The 22,838-nt window shown below is 61.6% G+C and carries 24 protein-coding genes; 8 read left to right on the forward strand and 16 right to left on the reverse strand.

Features of this window, described 5'->3' with window-relative positions; all coding sequences use genetic code 11:
* The 3 genes from VFL62_RS16565 to VFL62_RS16575 all read right to left on the reverse strand — a co-directional run.
* On the reverse strand, window positions 1-191 hold a 191-nt coding region (locus VFL62_RS16565), incomplete at its 3' end, for a rhodanese-like domain-containing protein (RefSeq protein ID WP_325173462.1).
* Between the two features lie 178 nt (window positions 192-369).
* Complete coding sequence (locus VFL62_RS16570; RefSeq protein WP_325173463.1) at window positions 370-783, reverse strand: rhodanese-like domain-containing protein; 414 nt, start codon at window positions 781-783, stop codon at window positions 370-372.
* A gap of 131 nt (window positions 784-914) precedes the next feature.
* Complete coding sequence (locus VFL62_RS16575) at window positions 915-2,090, reverse strand: VWA domain-containing protein (RefSeq protein WP_325173464.1); 1,176 nt, start codon at window positions 2,088-2,090, stop codon at window positions 915-917.
* Window positions 2,091-2,234: 144 nt separating this feature from the next.
* On the opposite strand from VFL62_RS16575, the gene VFL62_RS16580 reads away from it, so the two are divergent.
* Together VFL62_RS16580 and VFL62_RS16585 are read left to right on the forward strand one after the other, a co-directional pair.
* On the forward strand, window positions 2,235-2,480 hold the full coding sequence (locus VFL62_RS16580) for a GlsB/YeaQ/YmgE family stress response membrane protein (protein ID WP_325173465.1): 246 nt from the start codon (window positions 2,235-2,237) through the stop codon (window positions 2,478-2,480).
* A gap of 85 nt (window positions 2,481-2,565) precedes the next feature.
* A complete protein-coding gene (locus VFL62_RS16585) occupies window positions 2,566-3,408 on the forward strand; it encodes a MoxR family ATPase (protein ID WP_325173466.1) in 843 nt (280 codons plus the stop codon).
* 603 nt (window positions 3,409-4,011) lie between these two features.
* Here VFL62_RS16585 and VFL62_RS16590 read toward each other — a convergent pair.
* From VFL62_RS16590 to VFL62_RS16610, 5 genes are all read right to left on the reverse strand, one after another.
* The gene (locus VFL62_RS16590) at window positions 4,012-5,643 is read right to left on the reverse strand and encodes a GMC family oxidoreductase (protein ID WP_325173467.1); all 1,632 of its coding nucleotides are present in this window, start codon (window positions 5,641-5,643) and stop codon (window positions 4,012-4,014) included.
* A gap of 2 nt (window positions 5,644-5,645) precedes the next feature.
* The gene (locus tag VFL62_RS16595) at window positions 5,646-6,239 is read right to left on the reverse strand and encodes a GNAT family protein (RefSeq protein WP_325173468.1); all 594 of its coding nucleotides are present in this window, start codon (window positions 6,237-6,239) and stop codon (window positions 5,646-5,648) included.
* A gap of 105 nt (window positions 6,240-6,344) precedes the next feature.
* On the reverse strand, window positions 6,345-7,271 hold the full coding sequence (locus VFL62_RS16600) for an SMP-30/gluconolactonase/LRE family protein (protein ID WP_325173469.1): 927 nt from the start codon (window positions 7,269-7,271) through the stop codon (window positions 6,345-6,347).
* A gap of 146 nt (window positions 7,272-7,417) precedes the next feature.
* Window positions 7,418-8,251, reverse strand: coding sequence for an AraC family transcriptional regulator (locus tag VFL62_RS16605; RefSeq protein WP_325173470.1), 834 nt, complete (start codon window positions 8,249-8,251; stop codon window positions 7,418-7,420).
* Between the two features lie 92 nt (window positions 8,252-8,343).
* Window positions 8,344-8,727: a hypothetical protein gene (locus VFL62_RS16610; protein WP_325173471.1), complete on the reverse strand. Its 384-nt coding sequence runs from the start codon at window positions 8,725-8,727 to the stop codon at window positions 8,344-8,346.
* A 303-nt stretch (window positions 8,728-9,030) separates the two neighbouring features.
* On the opposite strand from VFL62_RS16610, the gene VFL62_RS16615 reads away from it, so the two are divergent.
* Window positions 9,031-9,291, forward strand: coding sequence for a hypothetical protein (locus tag VFL62_RS16615; RefSeq protein ID WP_325173472.1), 261 nt, complete (start codon window positions 9,031-9,033; stop codon window positions 9,289-9,291).
* A 181-nt stretch (window positions 9,292-9,472) separates the two neighbouring features.
* Here VFL62_RS16615 and VFL62_RS16620 read toward each other — a convergent pair whose 3' ends face one another.
* The gene (locus VFL62_RS16620) at window positions 9,473-10,126 is read right to left on the reverse strand and encodes a glutathione S-transferase family protein (RefSeq protein ID WP_325173473.1); all 654 of its coding nucleotides are present in this window, start codon (window positions 10,124-10,126) and stop codon (window positions 9,473-9,475) included.
* Between the two features lie 163 nt (window positions 10,127-10,289).
* Here VFL62_RS16620 and VFL62_RS16625 point away from each other — a divergent pair, with 163 nt between their 5' ends.
* Together VFL62_RS16625 and modA are read left to right on the forward strand one after the other, a co-directional pair.
* A complete protein-coding gene (locus VFL62_RS16625) occupies window positions 10,290-11,513 on the forward strand; it encodes a polyhydroxyalkanoate depolymerase (protein WP_325173474.1) in 1,224 nt (407 codons plus the stop codon).
* 238 nt (window positions 11,514-11,751) lie between these two features.
* A complete protein-coding gene (modA, locus tag VFL62_RS16630; RefSeq protein ID WP_325173485.1) occupies window positions 11,752-12,498 on the forward strand; it encodes a molybdate ABC transporter substrate-binding protein in 747 nt (248 codons plus the stop codon).
* 77 nt (window positions 12,499-12,575) lie between these two features.
* Here modA and VFL62_RS16635 read toward each other — a convergent pair whose 3' ends face one another.
* The gene (locus tag VFL62_RS16635) at window positions 12,576-13,319 is read right to left on the reverse strand and encodes a transporter substrate-binding domain-containing protein (protein WP_414644746.1); all 744 of its coding nucleotides are present in this window, start codon (window positions 13,317-13,319) and stop codon (window positions 12,576-12,578) included.
* 232 nt (window positions 13,320-13,551) lie between these two features.
* Window positions 13,552-13,965 carry a cupin domain-containing protein gene (locus VFL62_RS16640; RefSeq protein WP_325173476.1) on the reverse strand — a complete coding sequence of 138 codons (414 nt, stop codon included), beginning with the start codon at window positions 13,963-13,965 and terminating at the stop codon, window positions 13,552-13,554.
* 115 nt (window positions 13,966-14,080) lie between these two features.
* Between VFL62_RS16640 and VFL62_RS16645 the strand changes: the two genes are divergently transcribed.
* Window positions 14,081-14,953 carry a LysR substrate-binding domain-containing protein gene (locus VFL62_RS16645; RefSeq protein WP_325173477.1) on the forward strand — a complete coding sequence of 291 codons (873 nt, stop codon included), beginning with the start codon at window positions 14,081-14,083 and terminating at the stop codon, window positions 14,951-14,953.
* A gap of 9 nt (window positions 14,954-14,962) precedes the next feature.
* On the opposite strand, the gene VFL62_RS16650 is transcribed toward VFL62_RS16645, so the two are convergent.
* The 3 genes from VFL62_RS16650 to VFL62_RS16660 form a co-directional block, all read right to left on the reverse strand.
* On the reverse strand, window positions 14,963-15,610 hold the full coding sequence (locus tag VFL62_RS16650) for a DJ-1/PfpI family protein (protein WP_325173478.1): 648 nt from the start codon (window positions 15,608-15,610) through the stop codon (window positions 14,963-14,965).
* 86 nt (window positions 15,611-15,696) lie between these two features.
* A complete protein-coding gene (locus VFL62_RS16655) occupies window positions 15,697-17,001 on the reverse strand; it encodes an MFS transporter (RefSeq protein ID WP_325173479.1) in 1,305 nt (434 codons plus the stop codon).
* Window positions 17,002-17,164: 163 nt separating this feature from the next.
* A complete protein-coding gene (locus VFL62_RS16660) occupies window positions 17,165-18,343 on the reverse strand; it encodes an MFS transporter (RefSeq protein ID WP_325173480.1) in 1,179 nt (392 codons plus the stop codon).
* 62 nt (window positions 18,344-18,405) lie between these two features.
* Between VFL62_RS16660 and VFL62_RS16665 the strand changes: the two genes are divergently transcribed.
* A complete protein-coding gene (locus VFL62_RS16665) occupies window positions 18,406-19,224 on the forward strand; it encodes a helix-turn-helix transcriptional regulator (protein WP_325173481.1) in 819 nt (272 codons plus the stop codon).
* 89 nt (window positions 19,225-19,313) lie between these two features.
* On the forward strand, window positions 19,314-20,690 hold the full coding sequence (locus VFL62_RS16670) for a malonyl-CoA decarboxylase (protein WP_325173482.1): 1,377 nt from the start codon (window positions 19,314-19,316) through the stop codon (window positions 20,688-20,690).
* Window positions 20,691-20,819: 129 nt separating this feature from the next.
* Here VFL62_RS16670 and VFL62_RS16675 read toward each other — a convergent pair whose 3' ends face one another.
* Both VFL62_RS16675 and VFL62_RS16680 read right to left on the reverse strand, forming a co-directional pair.
* Window positions 20,820-21,509 (reverse strand): Fe2+-dependent dioxygenase, encoded by a 690-nt coding sequence (locus VFL62_RS16675; protein ID WP_325173483.1) that lies wholly within the window; start codon window positions 21,507-21,509, stop codon window positions 20,820-20,822.
* The coding region (locus tag VFL62_RS16680; RefSeq protein ID WP_325173484.1) for a TonB-dependent receptor at window positions 21,509-22,838 on the reverse strand (1,330 nt) is incomplete at its 5' end. The genes VFL62_RS16680 and VFL62_RS16675, both read right to left, overlap by 1 nt.

Consider the following 22,838-nt stretch of genomic DNA (forward strand, 5'->3'; position numbering starts at 1 on the left):
TTGGAATGATCCGACACCGCATCGACGTCGAAATAGACCGCGCCCGGAATGTGCGCGGCGAGATAATCATCCTTCGGCAGCGGCAGAACGCCGGGCAGCTTGAACGTGGCATCGAGCAGTTTGACGTTGGCATCCTTGAGATGCTCGGCCAGCCATTCGGTGGAAACCAGCGGATCGTTGGTGGTGGTCATGAGTTCATTTCCTTGCTGTCATTCCGGGAGGCGCCACCGAACTCGGGTCTACCCGAGTTCGGCTTCAAGTCGGCAACAGCCGACTTGAATGGCGCAGACCCGGAATCCATTTCTCAAATAGTAATGCGGCCGATGGATTCCGGGCTCGCGCTTCGCGCGTCCCAGAATGACGGCCGGATCAATCCTTCTTCTTCGGTTCCCATTTTTCGGTCGGGCCGCCGGCATCGCGCCAGGCGGCAAAGCCGCCGGCAATATGCGCCACCGGCCTCAAGCCCATGTCCTGGGCGGTCTTGGCCGCCAGCGCCGAGCGCAAGCCACCGGCACAGTGAAAGATGAACTTCTTGTCTTGCTGAAAGATCGGCTTGGCGTAGGGGCTGGCCGGATCGATCCAGAATTCCAGCATGCCTCGCGTGCAGGAGAACGATCCCGGAATCCTGCCCTCGCGTTCGAGTTCGCGTGGATCGCGGATATCGACGATGACAACGTCGCCGCCTTGCGCCGCCTCGATCGCCTCCTTGGCGCTCATGGTTTCGATTTCGGCATTGGCCTCGTCGACGAGGGCCTTGATGCCGCGATGGATGGTCTGGGGCATGTTCTCCAACTCCCTGCTCCGTCTTTCCGGGGCGCCTCGAAGAGGCGAACCCGGAATCTCGAGCCAACGAAACGACATCGAGATTCCGGATCGGACCGCGTTCCGCGGTCCGTCCGAAATGACGACTTAAACTACCGCACCAATTCCTTCATCGCGTTTTCGAGACCCTCGATCGTGATCGGATACATGCGACCCGCGAAGATGCGCTTGATGATGGTGGTCGATTCCGAATAGTCCCAGTGCTTCTGCGCGACCGGATTGAGCCACACCGCATGCGGATAGGTGCGGATGACACGCTCAAGCCAGACGGAGCCTGCCTCCTCGTTGACATGCTCGACCGATCCGCCCGGCACCATGACCTCGTAAGGGCTCATCGAGGCGTCGCCGACGAACACGACCTTGTAGTCGTGCGGATATTTGTGCAGCACGTCCCAGGTCGGCGTGCGGTCGGTGAAGCGGCGGCGGTTCTCCTTCCACACGCCCTCATAGAGGCAGTTGTGGAAGTAGAAATATTCCATGTGCTTGAATTCGCTTTTCGCGGCCGAGAACAATTCCTCGACCTGCTCGACGTGGGAATCCATCGAGCCGCCGATGTCGAAGAACACCAGAACCTTGACCGCGTTGCGCCGCTCGGGACGCATATGGACGTCGAGATAGCCGTGATTGGCGGTCTCGCGGATCGTGGTGTCGAGGTCGAGTTCGTCCGGGGCGCCGGTGCGGGCGAACTTGCGCAGCCGCCGCAGCGCGACCTTGATGTTGCGGATGCCGAGCTCGACATTGCCGTCGAGATCCTTGAACTCGCGGCGGTCCCACACCTTCACCGCGCGGAAATTACGGTTCTTCTCCTGGCCGATGCGGATGCCTTCCGGGTTATAGCCGTGGGCACCGAAAGGAGACGTGCCGGCGGTGCCGATCCACTTGTTGCCGCCCTGGTGCCGCCCCTTCTGCTCCTCCAGGCGCTTGCGAAGCGTCTCCATGAGCTTGTCCCAGCCCATCGCCTCGATCTGCTTCTTCTCTTCCTCGGTGAGATATTTTTCGGCGAGCTTCTTCAGCCATTCCTCGGGAATCTCGGCCTTCAGCATCGCATCCAGCAGGCTTTCAAGCCCCTTGAACACGGTGCCGAACACCCGATCGAACTTGTCGAGGTTGCGTTCGTCCTTCACCAGCGCGGCGCGCGACAGGTAGTAGAAATTCTCGACCGACTGCTCCGCGAGGTCGGCGTCGATCGCCTCCATCAGCGTCAGATATTCGCGCAAGGTCACCGGGACCTGGGCCTCGCGCAGCGATGTGAAGAATTGCAGAAACATGGCGGCAGAGAACCGCGTCAACCCACCAGCGTCAAGGGCCAGTAAGGCTTATCTGGGCGGCCTGTCAGCCACAGCCAAGCCTAGACCTATGACGCTTTTCAACTACAATTGGATATTGTTACCATTCGAAACGGGGCTGCATTCATGGGTCTCTTGGGTGCCATCATCATCGGTGCGGTTGCCGGCTGGCTGGCCGGCAAAATCGTGCACGGCGCCGGCTTTGGGCTGATCGGAAATATCGTCGTCGGTATCATCGGCGCGCTGGTCGCCAGCTGGGTGCTGCCGCAGCTCCATATCGTGCTTGCGACCGGGACCATCGGCGCAATCCTCGATGCCACCGTCGGCGCAGTGATCGTGCTCGTCATTCTCTCGCTGATCAAGCGCGCGTGAAACAAACCCGCAAGAACCCTTTCGCCGCGTTCCGCGAGCCACGGCGATGCCGTGCTCAAGACTCTATAACGAAGGTAGATACCTGATGAAATTTACCGGCACCAAGGATTATGTCGCGACCGAAGACCTTAAAGTGGCCGTCAACGCCTCGATCGTGCTCGAGCGACCGCTGCTGATCAAGGGTGAGCCCGGCACCGGCAAGACCGTGCTGGCCGAGGAAGTGGCAAAAGCGCTGAAAGCCCCGCTCTTGACCTGGCACATCAAGTCGACCACCAAGGCCCAGCAAGGCCTCTACGAATATGATGCCGTCTCGCGGCTACGCGACAGCCAGCTCGGCGATGCGCGCGTGTCCGACATCAAGAACTACATCAAGCGCGGCAAATTGTGGGATGCCTTTGCCAGCGATCAACGCCCGGTGCTGCTGATCGACGAGATCGACAAGGCCGACATCGAATTCCCCAACGATCTCCTGCTCGAACTCGACCGCATGGAATTCCACGTCTACGAGACCGGCGAAACCATCAAGGCGAAACAACGCCCGATCATGATGATCACGTCGAACAACGAGAAGGAGCTGCCCGACGCTTTCCTGCGCCGCTGCTTTTTCCACTACATCAAGTTTCCCGATGCCGAGACTATGGGCCGGATCGTCGACGTACATTTCCCCGGCATCAAGAAGCGGCTGGTCGAGGAGGCCTTGCGAATCTTCTTCGAAGTACGCGAGGTGCCCGGCCTGAAAAAGAAGCCCTCGACCTCGGAGCTTCTGGACTGGCTCAAGCTTCTGCTCAACGAGGACATCACCCCGGAAAGCTTGAGGGAACGCGATCCGCGCAAACTGATCCCGCCGCTGCATGGCGCGCTGCTCAAGAACGAGCAGGACGTGCACCTGTTCGAGCGGCTGGCGTTTTTGAGCCGGCGCGAGGTATAAGAAAATAGCGCGCTAAAAAGGCCTTCTCCTTAAGGTAGAATTTAAAATATTTACAGCCATCAGTTGAATAACCTGATCGGGTCTGTTAGATCAGGCCATGCCCGATTGGATGGTCGCACCGCTCTGCTTTCTGGTTCTCTTCGGCTTCATCGTTCTTGTGCTTTATCAGAGCGCGAAGGCCAGGCCCGACCAAGAGAACGGCAATTACGAACCAACCGGGAATGGCGGCAAGTCCGGCGCATCCGAGCAAGGGCCGGATTCCGGCAGCAATGCATCCAAGCCGCTCAGGTCAATAAAATCTGCCGCAAATCGCGATCCCCGCCGACTGAATGCGTAGAACCTTGCAGGGGTATGGTGGCTTGGCAGCTTCCTGCGCACGCGAAGGATCAGACCATGCCGGATTGGATTGTTGCGCCCTTATGCGTTGTGCTTCTTGTGGGCTTCATCGGCTACGCTTTTCGGCAAGGCACCAAGGTTTCGTCCGATCGGACCGGTAACGCCGGACGAAGCGAGAACGACTATCCCGCTTCGTCCTGGGATAGCTCAGACCACAGTGGGTCAGATTCCGGCGGCCATTCCTTCTAGACCGCCGCCGATGCAAACCTAAAGCACCACCGCCTCCAGCGGCGCCTTTCCCCGAATCATGTCGCTGGCCTTGTCGGCGATCATCTGCGTCGAGGCGTTGAGGTTGGCCGAAATCATCCGCGGCATCACCGAAGCATCGACCACACGCAAGCCGTCCAGGCCATGGACGCGTAGCTGATCGTCGACCACCGCCCACGCCGCGTCGGCGGGACCCATGCGGCAGGTGCAGCCCGGATGGAACGTCGTGGTGCCGCGCTTGGTGGCGGCCTGCAGAAATTCCTCGTCGGTCTGCACGTCGGGCCCGGGAAAATCCTCGTAATCGTAATAGGGCGCAAGCGGCTCCGATTTCAAAAGCCGGCGCGCCAGCTTCATGCCGGCGACGACGATGCGACGATCGAGGTCTGCGGTAAGATAGTTGGTCTGGATCACCGGCTGCACAAATGGATCGCCTGAGCGAATGCGGACGTAGCCGCGGCTTTCGGGACGCTGCTGCCAGGATGTCACCGTCATGCCGGGGAGATCCTCCAGCGTACCCTGTACGCCCTCCTTGTAGCTCGCGGGTGTGAACGTCAGTTGCAGGTCCGAGCTTTCGGTGGTCTCGCCGGAATGCCAGAAGCAATAGACCATGGTCGGCGACAGCGACAGGAGACCGCGGCGCGTGGTGACCCATTTGAAAGCTTCGCCGACCAGGCGCAGCCCCTGTCGCCGCTCGTTGATGGTCTTGATGTTCTTGACGCGCGCGACCGAGCGCGGCGCGTAATGGTCCTGCAACCCTTCGCCGACGCCCGGCAGAGCATGACGCACCTCGATGCCGTGCGACTGCAACAGTTCCGGCGACCCGACGCCGGACAGTTGCAGGAGTTGCGGCGAGTTATAGGCGCCACCAGAGAGTATGACCTCCCTCGCCGCGCGCACCTCGTGCAAGGTGCCGTTCCTGCCGCCGCGCCGGTAACGCACCCCGACGGCACGCTTGCCTTCGAAGACGATTTCGGTGACATGGGCGTGCGTGCGAACATCGATATTTCCGCGCTTGATCGCCGGATGCAGGAACGCGGTTGCGGCACTGACGCGAAGGCCGTTCTTGATGGTGCGCTGCGCGTAGGACACGCCTTCCTGGATCGCGCCGTTGTAATCGGGATTGCGCGGAATGCCGAGCGAGACCGCGCCTTCCATGAAGGCCTCGCACAGCGGGTCCTTCCAGTCCATGGTGGTGACGGTGAGATTACCCTCGCGGCCACGATAGGTGTCGTCGCCCGGGCCGATGCGCTTTTCCAGCCGCTTGAAATACGGCAGCACGTCTGCGTATCCCCAGCCGCGGTTGCCGAGCTGCGCCCAGGTATTGAAGTCCTGGCGCTGACCGCGATTGTAGATGTGGCCGTTGATCGAGGACGATCCGCCAAGCGTCTTGCCCCGCGGCGCATAGATACTGCGACCGCCGGTCCACGGACCCGGCTCCTGCTGATAGGCCCAGTTGACGCTGCGCATATGGAACGTCTTGATGAAGCCGGCGGGCAGATGAATGTAGGGATGCCAGTCGCGCGGGCCGGCTTCGAGCAGACAGATTTTCGTCGAAGCATCCTCGCTGAGGCGATTGGCCAGCACACAACCGGCCGAGCCCGCTCCGATGATGACATAATCGAACGTATCCATAGTTATCGCGGCTTCTCGTTCAGTTGAAACGCAAGATGCGCTTTCACGGTCGGCCATTCCGAGGCGATGATGGAAAACACCACCGTGTCGCGCAACGTGCCGTTCGGTCCAACCTGATGGTTGCGCAAGATGCCGTCCTGCTTGGCGCCGAGGCGTTCGATGCCGCGCCGGCTCTGATGATTGAAGAAATGCGTGCGGAATTCGACCGCGATGCAATCGAGCTTTTCGAAAGCATGTGAGAGCAGCAGCAGCTTGCACTGCGTGTTGAGCGCCGTGCGCTGCACGCGCTTGGCATACCACGTCGAGCCGATCTCGACCCGGCGGTTTCCGGCATCGATGTTCATATAGGTCGACATGCCCGCGATCTTGCCGTCGGCGTCGAACACCGTGAACGGCAGCATCGAGCCCTTTTGCTGCAAGCCGAGCCGGCGATCGATTTCCTTGGCCATATCTTCGGGTTTCGGTATCGCCGTATACCAGAGCTTCCACAATTCACCGTCGCTTACCGCTTCGGTCAATCCGGCAAGATGCGCGTGCGATAGCGGCTCGAGCCGCGCATGCACTCCGCTCAGGGTTACCGGTTCAGGCCAGGGCATTTTAAGTCTCCTCTTCACCTGTCATTCCGGGGCGATGCGAACAGCGAACCCGGAAGCTCGGGATTCCGGGTCTGGTCCTTCGGACCATCCCGGAATGACGTGTCATCACTTGTTCAAAAAATTCAGCGGCAGACCAGGCCGCGGCCAATCCATCGCAACCAGTTCGCCCTTGCCGGACAATGTTATGTAAGCCGTTTTCAGTTCGGGCCCACCAAAGGCGATATTGGTGGTGACGCGGTCGCCGGTCGGCACCTGCTCGACGAGCGTACCGTTGGGCGCAATCACCGAAATGCAGCCGGAGACGAGCGTGGCAACACAGACATTGCCATTGGCCTCGACCGCAAGCGAATCGAACATCTGATAGCCGCCGAGCCCCGCGATCGGCCGGCCGCGCTCGCCGCGATAGATCACTTCGCGCGGTTTGACGATGCCGGGTTCTGAAATGTCGTAGGCCCAGAGCCGAGCGGTCGGCGTTTCCGCGATGTAGACGGTCTTTTCGTCAGGCGAGAGGCCAATGCCGTTGGCCGGCAATATACCGTGCACCCCCTCGACGATCTCCTTCATACCGGGCTTGAGATAATAGAAGGCGCCGACATCCATCTCGCGGGCACGGCGCTTGCCGAGATCGGAAAACCAGAGGCCGCCATGCCGATCGAATACAAGGTCGTTCGGACCGCGCAGCGCGTGCTCGCCGCATTTCGTCACGACAGTCTCGACCTTGCCGCTCTGCAAATCGACGCGCTGGATCGAGCCACCGAGATAATCGTCGGGCTGCGCCCCCGGCATGATGGTCTTGCCCGACGGAATCCAGGAAAAACCGCCATTGTTGCAGACGTAGATCTTGCCGTCGGGGCCAAGCGCCGCACCGTTCGGGCCGCCGGGAATTTCTGCGACCACTTCCTTGCGTCCGTCAGGGTGGACGCGCGTCAGCCGCCGCCCTCGAATTTCGACCAGTACCACCGATCCATCCGGCATCGCCACCGGACCTTCTGGAAATTCGAGGTCGGTCGCAAGGACGCGAAGTTCGGCCATGAATTGCCCCTCCCGGCTTCTTTTAAGCGCACGGGCACCGTCGCGCGCACTTTGATCGCGCAACGTTAGGGCAAAGCTGCCACGGCTTGCAAGCAGCCGCGGCGCATGGCCGGCGTGCCAGGAAATGGCGAAATTTCAGACCGCTATTAGTCCTTTACCGGCACCCAGATTTCAAAGCCGCCATTGCCGCTGACGGGATCGAAATTCTCGTCGTAGCGCTCGAATACCGGCGCGTCGGCGAGCTTGAACCCGGATGCCGGCAGCCACTGGTTCCAGATCGTGTTGATGGTTTGGCGGATGGTCGAGATGTGCTCGCGGTGCGCAAATACGGCGTAGCGCTGCTCCGGAATCCGCACGCGAAAGAACGGCCGCGGCAGGTCGGAAAAGTCCGACACTTCGACGCCGGCAATGTAATCGAAATTGCCGGCATCGTCGCCATTGCAGCAAACGCCATACGCCACCTTGCCGACGCGATGCGGAATATCCTCGACCACCTGGTGGAAGCGTTGCCACTGGCTCGGAATCCCGGCGCCGTTCTCGTGGTTGTAGCGATCGCCAACGCCGGCCACGAGCAGCGGTCTTGAGGTTTCAAAACGCGGCGGCTTTAGATTTTCAATGACGGAAGAGTTCATCTGGATTGGCTCCTGGAGCTTGAGATCGTCGATGCATTTCAGGCTGCGGACCGATTCAGGGGTGAGCCCGAAATGATCGCGGAAAGCGCGTGTGAACGCCTCGTGGGAGCCGTAATCCGCCTCCAGCGCCAGCGAGAGAATATCGGGCGCGCCGGCTGCAAGCGAACGCGCCGCCTCGGTCAGACGGCGCGCCCGTACATAACGCATAACCGAAAAGCCGGTCGCCGCAGCGAACGCCCGCACCATGTGAAAGCGCGAGACGCCGGCGACGTCCGCGATCTCCTCGAGCGTCAACTCGCTCGGCAGATGGCTTTCGATATACCAGAGGGCTTTCTGGGCCGGGTTCATCGGATCAAACAACTCCACGAGACGGCGTCATCATGCCTTCTGTCGTGCGCGCGCCGTTTGATCGCCGTTGCGCCCGCTCAAAACAGGCGGCGTTATTTGCCGCTTTCTTTCGTCGCACCGTCCTTGGGCGCGTCTTTGGCGGCCGCGTCCTTTGCGGCAGGCGTCTCGGATTTCTTGCTGTTGTCGGCTGCCTTGGCTTGCGCGGCCTTCAGCTCCTCCACAACCTTCTGCAACGCAACAACCGTGGTTTTGAGGGCTTCGATCTGCGCCTTTGCCGCATCGAGCTTCTGCTGATGATCCAGCGCCAGTTTTGCGATCGACTTCTGCAGGAACTCGACATTGCTTTGCAGGCAGCTGGTGCGCCGCTCCATCGTCTTTTCGGCGGTGCAAATCTCGATGCCGGGGACATCCTGCGCGTGGGCGAGGCCTGTGCCGACCAGCAACAACAACAAACCCCCGCCAGCACGGCCGATCATGCCACACCTCGTTGCAACCGGACTCGCCCGGTAAATTTCTTGCGAGCGAACATTTCTAGGCCCGATGCTACCACACTGCGACCGCAATCGCGCATTGAGCTTGATCGATGCGGGCCGGCGATCCGCCGCGCATCACGGACGAAGAGTCCGGTGCGGGAATTTGAAGTCCCCGTCCGGTCCACTGCAAGTTCGCCATGGGAGAGCCGCGCCAGAAGACCATCATTGCCAGAGCTCCTTTGATCCCGAAGTTCGCATCAGAGGCTACCGCAACGTCAAGCGAACTTCGGAATTGGAGCTCTAGATATGGCAACGCGCGAAAAACGGCTGGCCCAGTTCGATGGCGAGGGAGAGCCGCCGCCGGATTTGCCGGTCCAGGTTTTGTGCGAAGACCAGAGCGGGACCTACGAACTGCCGTTCGCCTGCCGTTTCAGCAACGGCGCCTGGCGCAACCACGAGTCGGGCGGCTTGCTCGAGGCCAACGTAATCGGATGGCGGATGCGCCGCGAAGACCGCAACGGCCCGCGGCCTGTCTCAAAATGCGACGTCGAGACCGTGCGGCGTTAAGGGTCGGAACGCGGGCGGAACGAATCGCGCCCGAATCAGCCGAATCACCGCGTACGCCAATGTTCACGGCTAGATGTCGCCTGCAGGGTGAAGCATCGGCACTAGATAAAGAGCGCATGATTGGCGGGCGCCGCCCGCATGCTGCCAAACGTTAACGAGGCGGCGGGATCAACGCCTTCGTCTAATAGTCCACCTCGAGTTCTTCGATATCCGTGGGTTCGGCGAGAGCAGCCTCGACCCATTCCTGCATTTCCGCCATCGCCATGATGCCGGCGGCGTATTGCTCGAGCCGCGGCTCGAGTTTGACATCGTAGGTTTTGAAGCGGGTCACAACCGGCGCGTACATCGCGTCCGCCATGGTGCGCGTTCCGAACAGGAACGGTCCTCCAGACTTCTCCAGGCACTCGCGCCAGATGGTACAGACGCGATCGATGTCTGCTTGCGCGCGCGACCAGATCTTGAAGTTCGGAAAATGGCCCTTGAGATTGACCGGCAACGAGGCGCGAAGGGTGGTGAAACCGGAGTGGATTTCGCCACAGATCGAACGGCAATGCGCCCGCTGGACGCGATCCTCGGGTAACAGCCCGGCGTCCGGCCTGATCTCGTTGAGATACTCGGCGATCGCGAGCGTGTCCCACACGGTCGCCCCCTCATGCCGCAGGCACGGCACCAGGATGGTGGGCGACAGCAGCAGGATTTCGGCCCGTGCCGAAGGATCATCCGGCGCGGTAATGATCTCCTCGAAATCCAGCCCCGCAAACCGCGTCAGCAGCCAGCCGCGCAGCGACCAGGAGGAATAGTTCTTGCTGCTGATGGTGAGTGTCGCCTTCGCCATTGGTCTTCCCCGCCGTTTGGACTGTCAGATTGCACGGTTTCCCGGTTTGGTCGTTCGCTGTCCCGTTCTCTCAGTTTTCAACAGCAAGTGACGTGCCAGTTTTTTAGGCTGTTTGACTCCGCTCTGGCTTCAATATTGCATGGCCTCGGGCAGGGGTGTTTGAATGACGTCGTTATTATATCAGGCCTATCAGAACCATACGGATCTGACGGCGCCCTGGCGAAGCGGGGCTGCGCAGGCCCTCAAGTACCTCAATTTGGTGCCGCAAGGCGTATCCGACCGGCTGTTCCGGCGGCTAACGGCCGCGCTGGAACTGATCTCGCGCACCTCCCTCACCTACACCCGTCCGGCCTACGGCATCGAAAAGGTGGCGGTGGGAAATCGGGAGTGCGAGGTGACCGAGGAAGTCACCTTCGCCACGCCGTTCGGTTCGTTGCTGCATTTCAAGAAAGAGAATGCACCGGAGCAGCCGCGGCTGCTTCTGGTCGCGCCGATGTCCGGACATTTCGCGACGCTGCTGCGCGGCACGGTGCAGACGCTGCTGCAGGACCACGACGTCTACATCACCGATTGGCATAACCCGCGCGACATCCCGCTGCGCCAGGGTCGCTTCGGTCTCGACGACTATACCGAGCACCTGATCACCTTCCTCGACAAGCTCGGGCCGCGCGCGCACATGGTGGCGATCTGCCAACCTTCGGTGTCGGCGCTCGCCGCCGCCGCGATCATGTGCGAGGACGATCATCCCGCGCGGCCGGCGACGCTGACGCTGATGGCAGGCCCGATCGACACCCGTATCCAGCCCACCAAAGTGAACGAATTTGCCAAAGCCAAGCCGCTGAAGTGGTTCGAGACCAACCTGATCAATTACGTGCCCATGCAGTGCAAGGGCGCGTTCCGCCAGGTCTATCCCGGCTTCGTGCAGCTCACCGCCTTCGTGTCGATGAATCTCGAGCGTCACATCAAGCAGCACATGGACCTCGCCAATCACCTGGCGAGGGGCGAGACCGAGAAGGCCGAAACCATCAAGAGTTTCTACGACGAATACTTCGCGGTGATGGATCTGCCGGCCGAGTTTTATCTCGAGACCGTACGCGACGTGTTCCAGAACCATCTGCTGCCGCAGGGCAAGATGAGCTTCCGCGGCCGGCCGGTGAATCCGGCCGCCATCAAGCGCATGGGCCTGATGACAGTCGAGGGCGAGAAGGACGACATCTGCTCGGTCGGACAGACCCTCGCGGCGCAGGAGCTCTGCAGCGGCGTGCGCGCCTATCGGCGGGTGCACCACCTGCAAGCCGGCGTCGGTCATTATGGCGTGTTCTCGGGGCGGCGCTGGAACAACGAGATCTATCCGCTGCTGCGCGATTTCGTGCATGTGAATTCTTGAGAGCCGTCATTCCGGGGCGCGCTAAAAGCGCGAACCCGGAATCTGGCGGCCGCAGATCGCACAATTCATCGAGATTCCGGATCGGTCCGTACACGGACCGTGCGGAATGACATGCCTCGGGGTTGTTTTGCGCCTTTGCACGCGAGTAGCGTCCCGCTAATAGAGACCCGCAAAATAAAAGCTGGGAGGAGCTCTCATGCGTTTCCGATTCCATCATTTTCACCATGTCGCAATCGGCATGGCCCTGTCGCTGTGGCTCGCCGGCACCGCGCAAGCGGCCGAAGTTCACGTGATGATCTCGGGCGGACTGTCGGCGGCCTATAACGCCCTGGTGCCTGAATTCGAAAAGGCGACCGGCAACAAGGTGGTCACCGCCTATGGCCCGTCAATGGGCACGACGGTCAACGCGATCCCGACGCGGCTCGAACGCGGCGAGCCCGCCGACGTTCTTATTCTGGTCGGCTATGCGCTCGACGATCTCATCAAGAAGGGAAAGGCGGTCGACCGCGTCGACCTCGTCAATTCCAAGATCGGGGTTGCGGTGAAGGCAGGCAGCCCGAAACCGGATATTTCTTCGGCAGACGCGGTCAAGAAGGCGCTGCTGGCGGCAAAATCCGTCGCCTATTCCGACAGCGCCAGCGGCGTCTATATCTCAACGGAGATGTTTCAGAAGCTCGGCATTGCCGAGGAGATGAAGGACAAGGCGAAGAAGATTCCGGCGACGCCGGTTGCCGAGATCGTGGCGCGCGGCGAGGCCGAGCTTGGCTTGCAGCAGATCAGCGAATTGAAGCCGGTCCACGGCATCGACCTTGTCGGCCCGCTGCCGGAATCCTTGCAGAAGGTCACGGTATTTTCCGCGGGGATCGCCAGCGGCTCGAAAGAACCTGAGGCCGGCAAGGCGCTGATCAAATTCCTCGCCTCTCCGGCCGCGCGCGAGACAATCATCAATTCGGGCCTCGAGCCGATTGAGGGCGCGGGGAAGTAGCGGGTCATCGCGAGCGCAAGCGACGCGATCCAGATCGATGAAGGTGCTGGATTGCTTAGCTGTCGCTCGCAATGACGTCACTTCGCGCGCAGCGGGGTGTCCTTCAGCCCGTTATTGTCGAACGCCTTGCGCAACAGGCCGTTCGTCTTTGCGTCCGCCAGGAACTTGCTGGCATATTCAAGCGATAATGGGTGATTGAGCGGCACGGCCACGGCCGTGACCGTCTGCTTGAAGGTTTCGTCCAGCACGCGGGTGCCCGGAATCTTTTTCGCCAGCGCATTGAGCTGATCGCGCGACAGCGCGAATGCGTCGATCTCGCCGTTCTTCAACAGATTGAAGATCTCGTCATAGGTCTCATAGCCTGTGACCTTGGCGTTCTTCAGATGCGCCTGCGCGCCGCGCATCGTCGTGGTGTTATTCACGGCCACGACCTTGACGCCCGGTTGATCAAGGTCGGCGAAATTCTTGATGGTCGAGCCGGCTTTGACGATATAGGTCGCTTCCGTGACCTCGTAGATGGGGCCGAACGCGATCTTCTTGGCGCGCTCGGGATCTTCGGGCAGGAAGCTGACATCCCATTCGCCTTTGGCGGCAGCATCGGTGATCAGCCCGGAATTCGAATAGGCGACATATTCGACCGGCAATCCCAACTGGTCGGCCAGCGCCTTGCCAAGATCGACCGGCACGCCGGCATAGCCGTTTTCGGTTTTGGTCGACCAGTAGGCGCCGCCGGCCGGGCTGATACCGATCGCGACCCGCAGCTTGCCCGTTGGCGCAATTTGCTCCTTCAGCCCGTCGGCATGGGCGCTACCCGTCAGCATGACCGAGACTCCGAGAATGAGACCGCCGATGTGCGGCAAAAACCGATGACGCATAACCTGCTCCCGCCGGCCCCTTGTTGCGTTTTTTGAGGCCTTTCACGAAAGTCATTATGGCGGATTGGCAATGGCCGCAACAGGTGGGTGCAGCAGGGAGCACGAACTCCGGAAAGCGGGTAGTAGGAATGAAAATTCGCTGAGGCTGCTATTCGGCGGTCACCGGGTCGGGGGCGATCTATTTCGCGCCCAACAGCTCGATCAGCGGGCGATCCTTCGTATCGGTCAGATAAAAGGCGATAAGCTCCGCAGGCTCGGTGCTCGATGCATTATCGAACTTTTCGATGGTGACGCCCGCGGGCTCGAAGAAGGGATCGCCGGCCTTGATGACTTTCTCGGGCTCGCCCTCTCTCTTGAATATGAAGCTGCCCGCGGTCACCACGCCGGCAACCGAAATCGGATGGCGGTGAAGCGTCGTCGGCTGGCGCGGCGCAAACCGGACGCGCGCACCGCGAACCAGCTTGATCGCCGGGTTGGTGGATGGGATCGCCTCTTCCAGCACCGGCACGCGCTGCAGGGCAGGAAACTCCTCGGCGACGGCCGCAGCCGAAATGGCCGACAGAGCTACGACCGCGATCAACATCCGCTTCATCACTTCGTCTCCCGTTCATCTCTATTAAGTGAGGTGCGCGGCTCTTTTCGTCCCGCGATCGCCCGGCGTAAAGTGAGTAGTCCTCAAGCCGTCACTTGAGCGAAACGGAGGTCAAATGCAGACGCTGGATCTTGCCATCTTGCGCACCCTTCTCGCGGCGGTCGAAAGCGGAAGTTTCGCAGCCGCGGCGCGGCGGGTCGGACGTTCGGAATCCGCCGTCAGCCTTCAACTGAAACGGCTCGAAGAGCAGATCGGCGAGCCGCTCTTCGTGCGCAGTGGAAGGCAAATGGCGCCGACCGGCGCAGGGGCGCGGCTGGTGGACTATGCCCGGCAATTGCTCGCGCTCAACGACGAGGCGCTGTCGAGCACGTCGCAAAATTCGATCGACGGAACAGTCTCGCTCGGTGTTCCTCACGATGTCGCGGAAACCTGGTTGCCGGCGGTCATCGCGGGATTTCGTCGCAGTCACCCGTCCGCAACGCTGGAAGTGACCGAGGGCAGAAGCGCCCTGCTGCAGAGCCGGCTCATCGACAATCAGATCGACCTCGCTGTTGTGTTTTCTGCAAGCAGACCTGCCAGTGCCTTGTGGTCTGCCAACCTTCCGATGGTGTGGATCGGCCGGAGCGACTTCGCACTGAACAGGAACGAGCCGGTCCGCCTCGCCGCGTTTGATCCGCCGTGCTTCTTTCGCGCCGCCGCCACCACCTCGCTCGATCGCGCCGATATCGACTGGTCGATCGGCTATATCAGCAATACGCTGCCGGATCTCTGGAGCGCCGTGAAGCTCGGCCTTGGCGTTGCGGTCCGGACTCCGGCGGCGTTGCCGTCGGGCCTCTCGGTGCTGGACGGCCGGCACGGTCTCCCCGACCTGCCTCCCTTTCAGGTGTCGCTTTGCGGCCCGCCAGGCCCATCGATGCGGCCCATCATCGCAAGCCTGAGAACCATTCTGGAGGATTGCCTTGCCGTGTCGATCGACGCGGCGGCGTAAACGAGCAGGTTAAGACCGGCCGCTGCCCGCAAGCATCGGCGCAAACGCCTCACGATTGGCGCGCCAGGCGCGGCTATATTCCATGATCCGCGCGGTCTCGCTGGCGACGTCTTCGCCGAGCATCTGGCTCAAGAGATGCAGCGTGGTGTCGATGCAGAGCGTTACCCCGCCGCCAGTGACCACGCCGTCACCCCGCTCGACCAGCATCGCCTCGTGCACGTCGATCGCAGGATAAGTCTCGCGCATCACCGCGGCCGGAGATGTCTCGGGCGGCACCACTTCGATTTTGGTCGTCGCCGGTCCGCCATCGAGCACGCCGCTGGCCGCGAGGATCATGCCGCCGGTGCAGACGGAGGCGATACGGGACGAGACATGAACGCGGCGGATGTAGTCGAGCGTCTCGGGCGATTTGGCCTGCGCGGTCCAGCCGGGTCCACCGGTGACGATGACGATGTCGCATGGCGGCGCATTGTCGATGCCGTAATCGGCGCTCACCTTCAAACCGTTGGCGAGCGCGATCTCACCGGCATGGGGAGCAATCGTAACTATCGAGATTTCCGGCGCGATGCGGCGGGCCATCGACAGCACGCCGAAGGTGGCGAGGTCGATCGGCTCGACACCGTCATAGATGAAGATGCCGAACCGCATCCGAGTCATCTCTTTTCGAGCATGATCTCCGCGCAAACGCACTTCGCGTTTATCGCGAGGGAAAACCGGTTCCCGCTTTTCCGGATCATGCTCTATCAATCCAGCGGCTTGCCGCGGGTTTCACGCGCGGCGAGCGCAGCAACAAGCGTAATGGTGGCAAGCGCGATCATCATGATCGAGACGCCGCCGGTGCCGCCGTAATAGCCGACCATCGCGGTTGCGATGATCGGCGCAAACCCGCCGCCGATCGCGGCCGAGGCCTGGAAACCGAAGGACGCTCCGCTATAGCGCACGCGCGAGCCGAACAGTTCCGGGAAGTAAGCGGACTCAGGCCCGAACATCATCCCGTGCCCGAAATTCATCGCGATCATGATCGCGGCGAAAATCACGAATTCGCTTTTGCTGTCGATCATCCAGAACAGCGGGAATGCAAACGCGATCGAGAACAGCGCGCCGAGAACATAGAGCGGCCTGCGGCCGATCCGGTCCGACAGCCATCCGAACGCCGGCAAGGTGATGAGTTCGAGCAGCGCCGCATAGAGCACCGCATCGAGCAGCATCGACTTGGGCAGGCTGAGCTTGGTCGTGGCATAGCCGACGACGAACACCGAGAGCATATAGACCCAGGAGACCTCGGACAGCTTGAGCCCTACTGCAATCAGGAAGGTCTTGGTGTTCTTGCCGACAGCTTCGACAACCGGATTGCCGGACAGGTCGTCGCGCTGCTTCATGCCTTCGAACACCGGCGTCTCGGGCACGCGCGAGCGGACAAAGGTGCCGACCCCGAGCAAAACGATGCTGATGAGAAACGGGATGCGCCAGCCATAGCTGGCAAAGTCCGCCTCCGGCAGTTTGGTGACCAGGGAGAAGACGAGCGAGGCGAGCACCAGACCTATTGGAAAGCCGATCTGCACGAAGCTCGCATAGAATCCCCTTTTGTCGGCCGGAGCATGCTCGAGCACCATCAGTGAGGCGCCGCCCCACTCGCCGCCAAGCCCGATGCCCTGGATGATCCGCAGCACGATCAGAAGGATCGGCGCAAACACCCCGATCGAGGCATAGGTCGGCAGCAGGCCGATGCAGAAGGTGCTCAAGCCCATGATGAACAGCGTCACCACCAGCATGGACTTGCGGCCCAGCCGATCGCCGAAATGGCCGAACAGCGCGCCGCCGAGCGGCCGCGCCAGAAAACCGACCGCATAGCTGCCGAGCGCAGCGAGCGTCGAGGCCAGCGGATCGAAGGTCGGGAAAAATGCCTTGTTGAAGACGAGCGTCGCGGCGGTGGCGTAGATCAGGAAGTCGTACCATTCGATGATGGTGCCGAAGCAGCTCGCGAACACGATCGAGTTCATGCTCGACCGTTCCGCGCCAGCCATCGGCGCTGTGGTTGCAATGGTCATTGGGCCGCCGCTCCTTAAGCGAGTTTCCCCGTCCAAAACAGGACACAACGGGGCTTTGGCTAAAATGAATGCAAGCAACATGCCGGGTTGAAGTCCCGGTTCAGGACAAAACGCCCCACAATACCGCGGGCATATGTTGCGAATCGGCCCTTGAGAGCCAAGTCTAGCCGGACCGGGCGGCCGACGTCCTGATTTCCACCGGCAGAATGAGCGCGGCCGCGATCGTGAGCAAGCACAGGCCCGCGAACGCATGCAGCATGGTGACAAAGCCGCCCTGCTGATAGAGCCAGGCCACCAGCCCGACCGAAACACCCGCGGCGGTAAACCCGACGAAGTAACGCACGGCGTAGGCGCGCGAGCGCCATTCCTCGCTGGTGTATTTGCCGACCATGGCATCGTTGACGGTGACCTGGCCGAACGCGCCCATCACGATGCCGATGGAGACGACGATCAGCGGCAGATTCGACAGTTCGGCCGCGAGGTACAGAAGCGGCGCCAGCACGAACGACAGCGGCAATGAAACCGCTTTCAACGTGTAGCGGTCGAGCAGCTTGCCGACCGTATATTGCGTCATCGCCCCGAACACGTAGACGCCGGCGGCGATCACGCCCAGCAGTGCCGGGCTTTGCGTCAGGCCACTCAGCCGCTCGGCAAACAGTTTTGGCAGCGCCACCGTCACCGCGTTAAAGGTGGTGGAGATCGCGATCACCACGATCAGAAGCGCCACGATCACCCGCCACATATCTTGCTTGGCGACCCGCGCCTGCGCCGCCGCCTGTCTGGCGTTCTTGCGGTCTTCGTGCCTGACCACGGCCGCAAAGCAAATTCCGAGCAGCATCGTGACCGTGCCCGGCAGGATGAAGGCCCAGCGCCAGCCGAGATATTGTCCGACGATGCCGGTGACGAGGGCCGACGACGCCACGCCGAGATTGCCCCACACGCCGTTGATGCCCATCTCGCGGCCGAGCGCTTCGGCATAGGAGACGATCATCGCGGTGCCGACCGGATGATAGATCGAGGCGAACAGCCCGATCGATAACAACGCGGCACCGAGTTGGAGCGGCGTACTGACGAGGCCGACCGCGATCATCGAGGCGCCGATGCCGAGAAAGAAAATCACCATCATGTGGCGGCGGCTCCAGCGATCGCCGAGCCAGCCGGTCAGGAGCGAACCGGCGCCGAACGCCACGAAGCCGGGCGTGGCATAAGGCAACAGCTCCGAATAGGCCATGCCGAGCGCCGGTCCCATGACGATGACGGCCGCCGCAAAGATCAGCATCGAATAATGGTCGATGAAATGCCCGGCATTGACGAAGCCGATCACGCGGCTTGGGCTGTTCATAAGCCTAATCCCCTATTTTGCGGGAATGAGATATAGCTGTTTGCGGTGACGGGATGCGGCCAATGAATATCGCCGAAAAGCCAATCGCGATGATCCAGGGACGCCGGAGTTCCACCGGCGACGGCGTTCATCTGATTGCGAACCATTACCCCAGAGGCACCCGGCTCGACACCCACACCCATCGCGAGGCGCAGCTGGTGTATGCCGCCCGCGGCACCATGCAGGTCACGACGCCGAAAGGACGCTGGCTGGTACCGCCGGATCGCGCGGTGTGGGTTCCCGCGCACCTTGCGCATGCCATCGACGTGCTCGCCGATATCGACATGCGCACGCTCTACTTCGATCCTGCGTGGCTGGCGCGCGAGCAACGAGGCACGGACCCGAGCCACGAATTCGTGGTGCGGGTGTCGCCGCTGTTGCACGAGACGATCCTTGCGCTGTTCGAAGGCCGCCTCGACGGCGAGCGCTCCACGCTGTTGATCCGCCTGGCGATGCTCGAATTGCAGCACGCTGAGGATTCCACGACGTTCGTTCCATTGCCACGGGAACCGCGTTGCCGGCGCGCGGCCAGCATCGTGCTTGCCGATCCCACGGCGCGGCATGAGATCGAGGCACTTGCACGCGCCGTGGGCACGTCGGGGCGCACCCTGTCGCGGCTGTTCGCGACTGAAACGCAATTGAGCTTCAAGAGCTGGTGCCAGCGGGCGCGGATCGCCGCCGCCATCGAGCGGCTGTCAACCGATGCCAATGTTTCGATCAAGCAGGTCGCTAGCGAACTCGGCTATGCGAGCCTCCCTGCTTTTTCGCATGCGTTCCGGCAGGTTACCGGCCGGACCCCGAGCGGATTCGGAAGAAAGGACTGGCTGTCGCAACCGGCATGACAAATTGTTGTGCTTGATTGACACCCACTTTGCCTTAAATCAACGTAATATCCACCCGCAGCTCAATTTTCGGATTCGATCAGTCAAACATGGCCAACGCCTTCTTCAGTGACCTGCTTGCAACCATTTCGGAGCGGGGGCGTACCCTGCTCCACCGCGTCCAGCCGGAGGACGGCAAGGCGGATGCCGATGGCCTGATCGAGCTTTGCGAAGCGGTCCTGTCCGGCCGCGGCGAAGCATCCGGCACCGCGATGGCGAGCGAACTTCTCGATCGCTATCATGATCTTCCCCCCGAGGAGCGAGGCGCCTTCTTCAAGGCGCTGGCGCAGAATTTCGGCCCCGACCGCGACAAGGTGAACAAGGCCATCGAGGCCTGGATCGCAGAGCCCGGCGACGGCAATGGCGGCGCGCTGCACTTTGCCTCCGAGCCGCGGCGGCAGGAATTGATCCGGCGGCTGAATCGCGCCCCCGGCGGCACCGCTGAACTCGTCGCGATGCGCGCGGATCTGCTTGATCTCATCAACGGCGACAAGGGCAGCGACAAGAATCTCGCCGCGCTCGACCGCGACGTCGTGCATCTGCTCGGATCGTGGTTCAACAGAGGATTTCTCGTGCTGCGCAGGATCGACTGGTCAACACCCGCCAACATCCTGGAAAAGATCATCCGCTATGAGGCCGTGCATGAGATCGGCGGCTGGAACGATCTGCGCCGGCGCATCGATCCGGTCGATCGGCGCTGTTATGCCTTTTTCCACCCGGCGCTGGTCGACGAACCGCTGATCTTCGTTGAGGTGGCGCTGACCGAAGAAATCCCGAATGCAATCGCGCCGCTGCTGGCGGAAGACCGCAAGCCGGTTCCGGTCGAGCGGGCCCGCACCGCCGTGTTCTATTCGATCTCCAACACCCAGCGCGGGCTGGGCGGCATCTCCTTCGGCAACTTCCTGATCAAGCAAGTGGTCGAGGAACTGCGCCGGGAATTGCCCAGGCTGGAAAACTTCGTGACGCTGTCGCCAGTGCCGGGCTTCATGAAATGGCTGAAGACGACGCCCTATCTTCCCGTCGCCGAGGACGAGCGACCGCTTCTTAAACACCTCGACGAACCCACCTGGTGGAAGAACCCCGAGCTGGAAGGCCAGCTACGCCCGATCGTCGAAACCCTGGCAGCTTATTATTTCCTGAAAGCGCGCACGCCCAAGGGGCGCCTGATCGATTCAGTGGCGCGATTCCATCTCGGCAACGGCGCACGGCTCGAACGCATCAACTGGCTGGGCGACGTCTCGCCCAAGGGCCTGCGTGAATCCGCCGGCGTCATGGTCAACTACCTCTATCGCCTCGACGACATCGAGAAGAACCACGAAGCATATGCCAATGACGGCACGGTGGTGGCCTCCAACGCCGTGAAGAAGTTGCTCAAGGCGGAAGGCCGCCGGCTGCTCGATATCGTCGCGTTGCCCAAGCAGGCGTAGCGGACGCCGGATCAGTACGGCTATGGATCGAGACGGCGCTCCGCCCCTCCTCACCATGAGGATCCAGGACCTCATCCTGAGGAGCATCCCGAAACCGATGCGTCCCCGAAGGATAGAGCCCCGGAGGCTCTACACTTCCGCCCAGACGCGGACCAGGTTGTGATAGACGCCGGTCAAGCGGACCGTCTCCGGATCGTCACGCCCGAGCCGCTCCACCAGCGCCTGGATCGCATTGTCGAGATCGAAGATCAGGCTTCGCGCGTGCGCGTCGCGGACCATGCTTTGCAGCCAGAAGAACGAGGCGACGCGCGCGCCGCACCTGACCGGCGTCACCATGTGAAGGCTGGAGGCCGGATACAGCACGAGATCGCCCGCAGGCAGCTTGATCTCGTGTGAGCCATAGAGGTCCTCCACCACCAGCTCGCCGCCGTCATATTCGTCCGGCTCCGACAGAAACAATGTCACCGACAGGTCGGTTCGAATCCGAAGCCCGGTCAGGCGATCGCCGCGCACGGCGTTGTCGACATGGATGCCGAAGTGATGGCCGTCCGCGGCGCGATATCGATTGAACAGCGGCGGGAAGATCTGAAGCGGGATCGCCGCTGAAATGAAGCGGGAATTGGAGGTCAGCGCCGAGACGATGCGGTCGCCGAGCTGGCGCGCCACTTCGCTGTCAGGCGGGAGCTGCTCGTTACTCTTCACCATTGCCGACTGCGCACCGGCCGTGGAACGGCCGTCTTCCCAGGCGCTCGCATCCATGAGGTGGCGGAAATCCGCCACCTCATCCTTGCTCAGTACGTTGGGGATACAGACCAGCATCAGTACCGTGCCGACAGGACGATATACGCGGCGCGGCCCGGCGCCTCCAGCACGAATGGCGCGGCGCTCTGATACAGCGCGTCGTAATAGAGCTTGTTGGTGATGTTGTTGACGTAGAGCTTGACCTTCCAGTTGTTGTCGATCCTGGCTTCCACGAAAGCATCGAACTTCCAATAGCTCGGAATCGAGGTACCTTCGTTCGCGGCGAGCAACTGGCCACCATAGATCTGCGAACGATAGACCGCTTGTCCCCCGATCTCCCACATGTCCGTAAGCTGGTACTTGCTCAGCAGGCTGAAGGACTGGTGCGCGACGTTGGCGAGCGGCAGGCCGACATTGGTGGTATACAGCAGCGGCTGCGGCATCGCAGCCGGCGGCACATTGGATTTCGTCACCTGCGACTGCATCAGCACCAGACCACCGAACACGCTCCATTTGTCGGTGATCTTGCCGGCGGCCTCGAGGTCGATGCCGCGAACGTAGTATTCCGATCCGGCGATGATGCAGGACGCCGCCACGCCGGTATATGGACAGTTCGTTGTTGCCGTCGCCGCGCTGCTGACGTTATAGGCCTCGCGCGCGTTTTCCTTGTTGGTCTGGAACAGGGCGCCGGTTAGCAGCAGGTGCCGGTTGAACAATTCCCACTTGGTGCCGAGCTCGATCGCCTGATTTTTTTCCGGCCCAAAGATCTGGTTCGGGCTGTTGGCGAGCACGGGCGCGACGCCGCCATAGGCGGTGCTGGTGCCGTCGAACTCGGCGCCGACCGGATCCGACGAGGTCGCGTAGGCCGCATAGACGCTGGCGTAGGGCAGCGGCTTCAGGGTGATGCCGAGGTTGAAGTTCGGCATGGTGAACTCGGCCGACTGCGTGCCGAACACGGATGTCAGCGCACCCGTCCCCCAGCCCGACGTGTTGAGACGATAATCGTCGACGCGGACGCCGCCATTGAGGATGACGAGGTCGCGGTAGTTGACGCTATCGAGCACATAGCCGCTGGCGGTGTCGATCGAGAGATTGGTCGGCTTTCCGAGCAGCGCCGCCGCCGTCCCAAATGGCGTGAGATTATAGGAGGGATTGAACACGCTCTGGCCGGCCACCGAACCGCTGCCATTGAACGGGATGCTCGTCACCAGCTCCGAACTAAAGCCGCTGTATTTGTCGATCGAGGACGTTTCCCGCGACACCTCGGCGCCGCCGAGCAGCGTATGTTTGAAATCACCGGTATTGAACTTGTAGGTCAACTCCGACTGGTTGGCGAGCACGTCGGTGGTCTGATAACGGCTCTGCGGGTTGGCCGTGAATGTCGCGGCGGAGAGCGGGTTCGGCGCG

Origin of the sequence: Bradyrhizobium sp. (assembly GCF_035701725.1) — a bacterium.
Taxonomy (GTDB): Bacteria; Pseudomonadota; Alphaproteobacteria; order Rhizobiales; family Xanthobacteraceae; genus Bradyrhizobium.

Coding starts and splice junctions, on each gene's coding strand:
- VFL62_RS16655 (WP_325173479.1), bottom strand. CDS start 17,001: ATGACCATTGCAACCACAGCGCCGATGGCTGGCGCGGAACGGTCGAGC.
- VFL62_RS16635 (WP_414644746.1), bottom strand. CDS start 13,319: ATGCTGACGGGTAGCGCCCATGCCGACGGGCTGAAGGAGCAAATTGCG.
- VFL62_RS16620 (WP_325173473.1), bottom strand. CDS start 10,126: ATGGCGAAGGCGACACTCACCATCAGCAGCAAGAACTATTCCTCCTGG.
- modA (WP_325173485.1), top strand. CDS start 11,752: ATGGCCCTGTCGCTGTGGCTCGCCGGCACCGCGCAAGCGGCCGAAGTT.
- VFL62_RS16575 (WP_325173464.1), bottom strand. CDS start 2,090: ATGTTTCTGCAATTCTTCACATCGCTGCGCGAGGCCCAGGTCCCGGTG.
- VFL62_RS16605 (WP_325173470.1), bottom strand. CDS start 8,251: ATGAACCCGGCCCAGAAAGCCCTCTGGTATATCGAAAGCCATCTGCCG.
- VFL62_RS16615 (WP_325173472.1), top strand. CDS start 9,031: ATGGCAACGCGCGAAAAACGGCTGGCCCAGTTCGATGGCGAGGGAGAG.
- VFL62_RS16675 (WP_325173483.1), bottom strand. CDS start 21,509: ATGCTGGTCTGTATCCCCAACGTACTGAGCAAGGATGAGGTGGCGGAT.
- VFL62_RS16590 (WP_325173467.1), bottom strand. CDS start 5,643: ATGGATACGTTCGATTATGTCATCATCGGAGCGGGCTCGGCCGGTTGT.
- VFL62_RS16600 (WP_325173469.1), bottom strand. CDS start 7,271: ATGGCCGAACTTCGCGTCCTTGCGACCGACCTCGAATTTCCAGAAGGT.
- VFL62_RS16640 (WP_325173476.1), bottom strand. CDS start 13,965: ATGAAGCGGATGTTGATCGCGGTCGTAGCTCTGTCGGCCATTTCGGCT.
- VFL62_RS16580 (WP_325173465.1), top strand. CDS start 2,235: ATGGGTCTCTTGGGTGCCATCATCATCGGTGCGGTTGCCGGCTGGCTG.
- VFL62_RS16595 (WP_325173468.1), bottom strand. CDS start 6,239: ATGCCCTGGCCTGAACCGGTAACCCTGAGCGGAGTGCATGCGCGGCTC.
- VFL62_RS16585 (WP_325173466.1), top strand. CDS start 2,566: ATGAAATTTACCGGCACCAAGGATTATGTCGCGACCGAAGACCTTAAA.
- VFL62_RS16665 (WP_325173481.1), top strand. CDS start 18,406: ATGAATATCGCCGAAAAGCCAATCGCGATGATCCAGGGACGCCGGAGT.
- VFL62_RS16670 (WP_325173482.1), top strand. CDS start 19,314: ATGGCCAACGCCTTCTTCAGTGACCTGCTTGCAACCATTTCGGAGCGG.
- VFL62_RS16645 (WP_325173477.1), top strand. CDS start 14,081: ATGCAGACGCTGGATCTTGCCATCTTGCGCACCCTTCTCGCGGCGGTC.
- VFL62_RS16610 (WP_325173471.1), bottom strand. CDS start 8,727: ATGATCGGCCGTGCTGGCGGGGGTTTGTTGTTGTTGCTGGTCGGCACA.
- VFL62_RS16650 (WP_325173478.1), bottom strand. CDS start 15,610: ATGACTCGGATGCGGTTCGGCATCTTCATCTATGACGGTGTCGAGCCG.
- VFL62_RS16625 (WP_325173474.1), top strand. CDS start 10,290: ATGACGTCGTTATTATATCAGGCCTATCAGAACCATACGGATCTGACG.
- VFL62_RS16660 (WP_325173480.1), bottom strand. CDS start 18,343: ATGAACAGCCCAAGCCGCGTGATCGGCTTCGTCAATGCCGGGCATTTC.
- VFL62_RS16570 (WP_325173463.1), bottom strand. CDS start 783: ATGCCCCAGACCATCCATCGCGGCATCAAGGCCCTCGTCGACGAGGCC.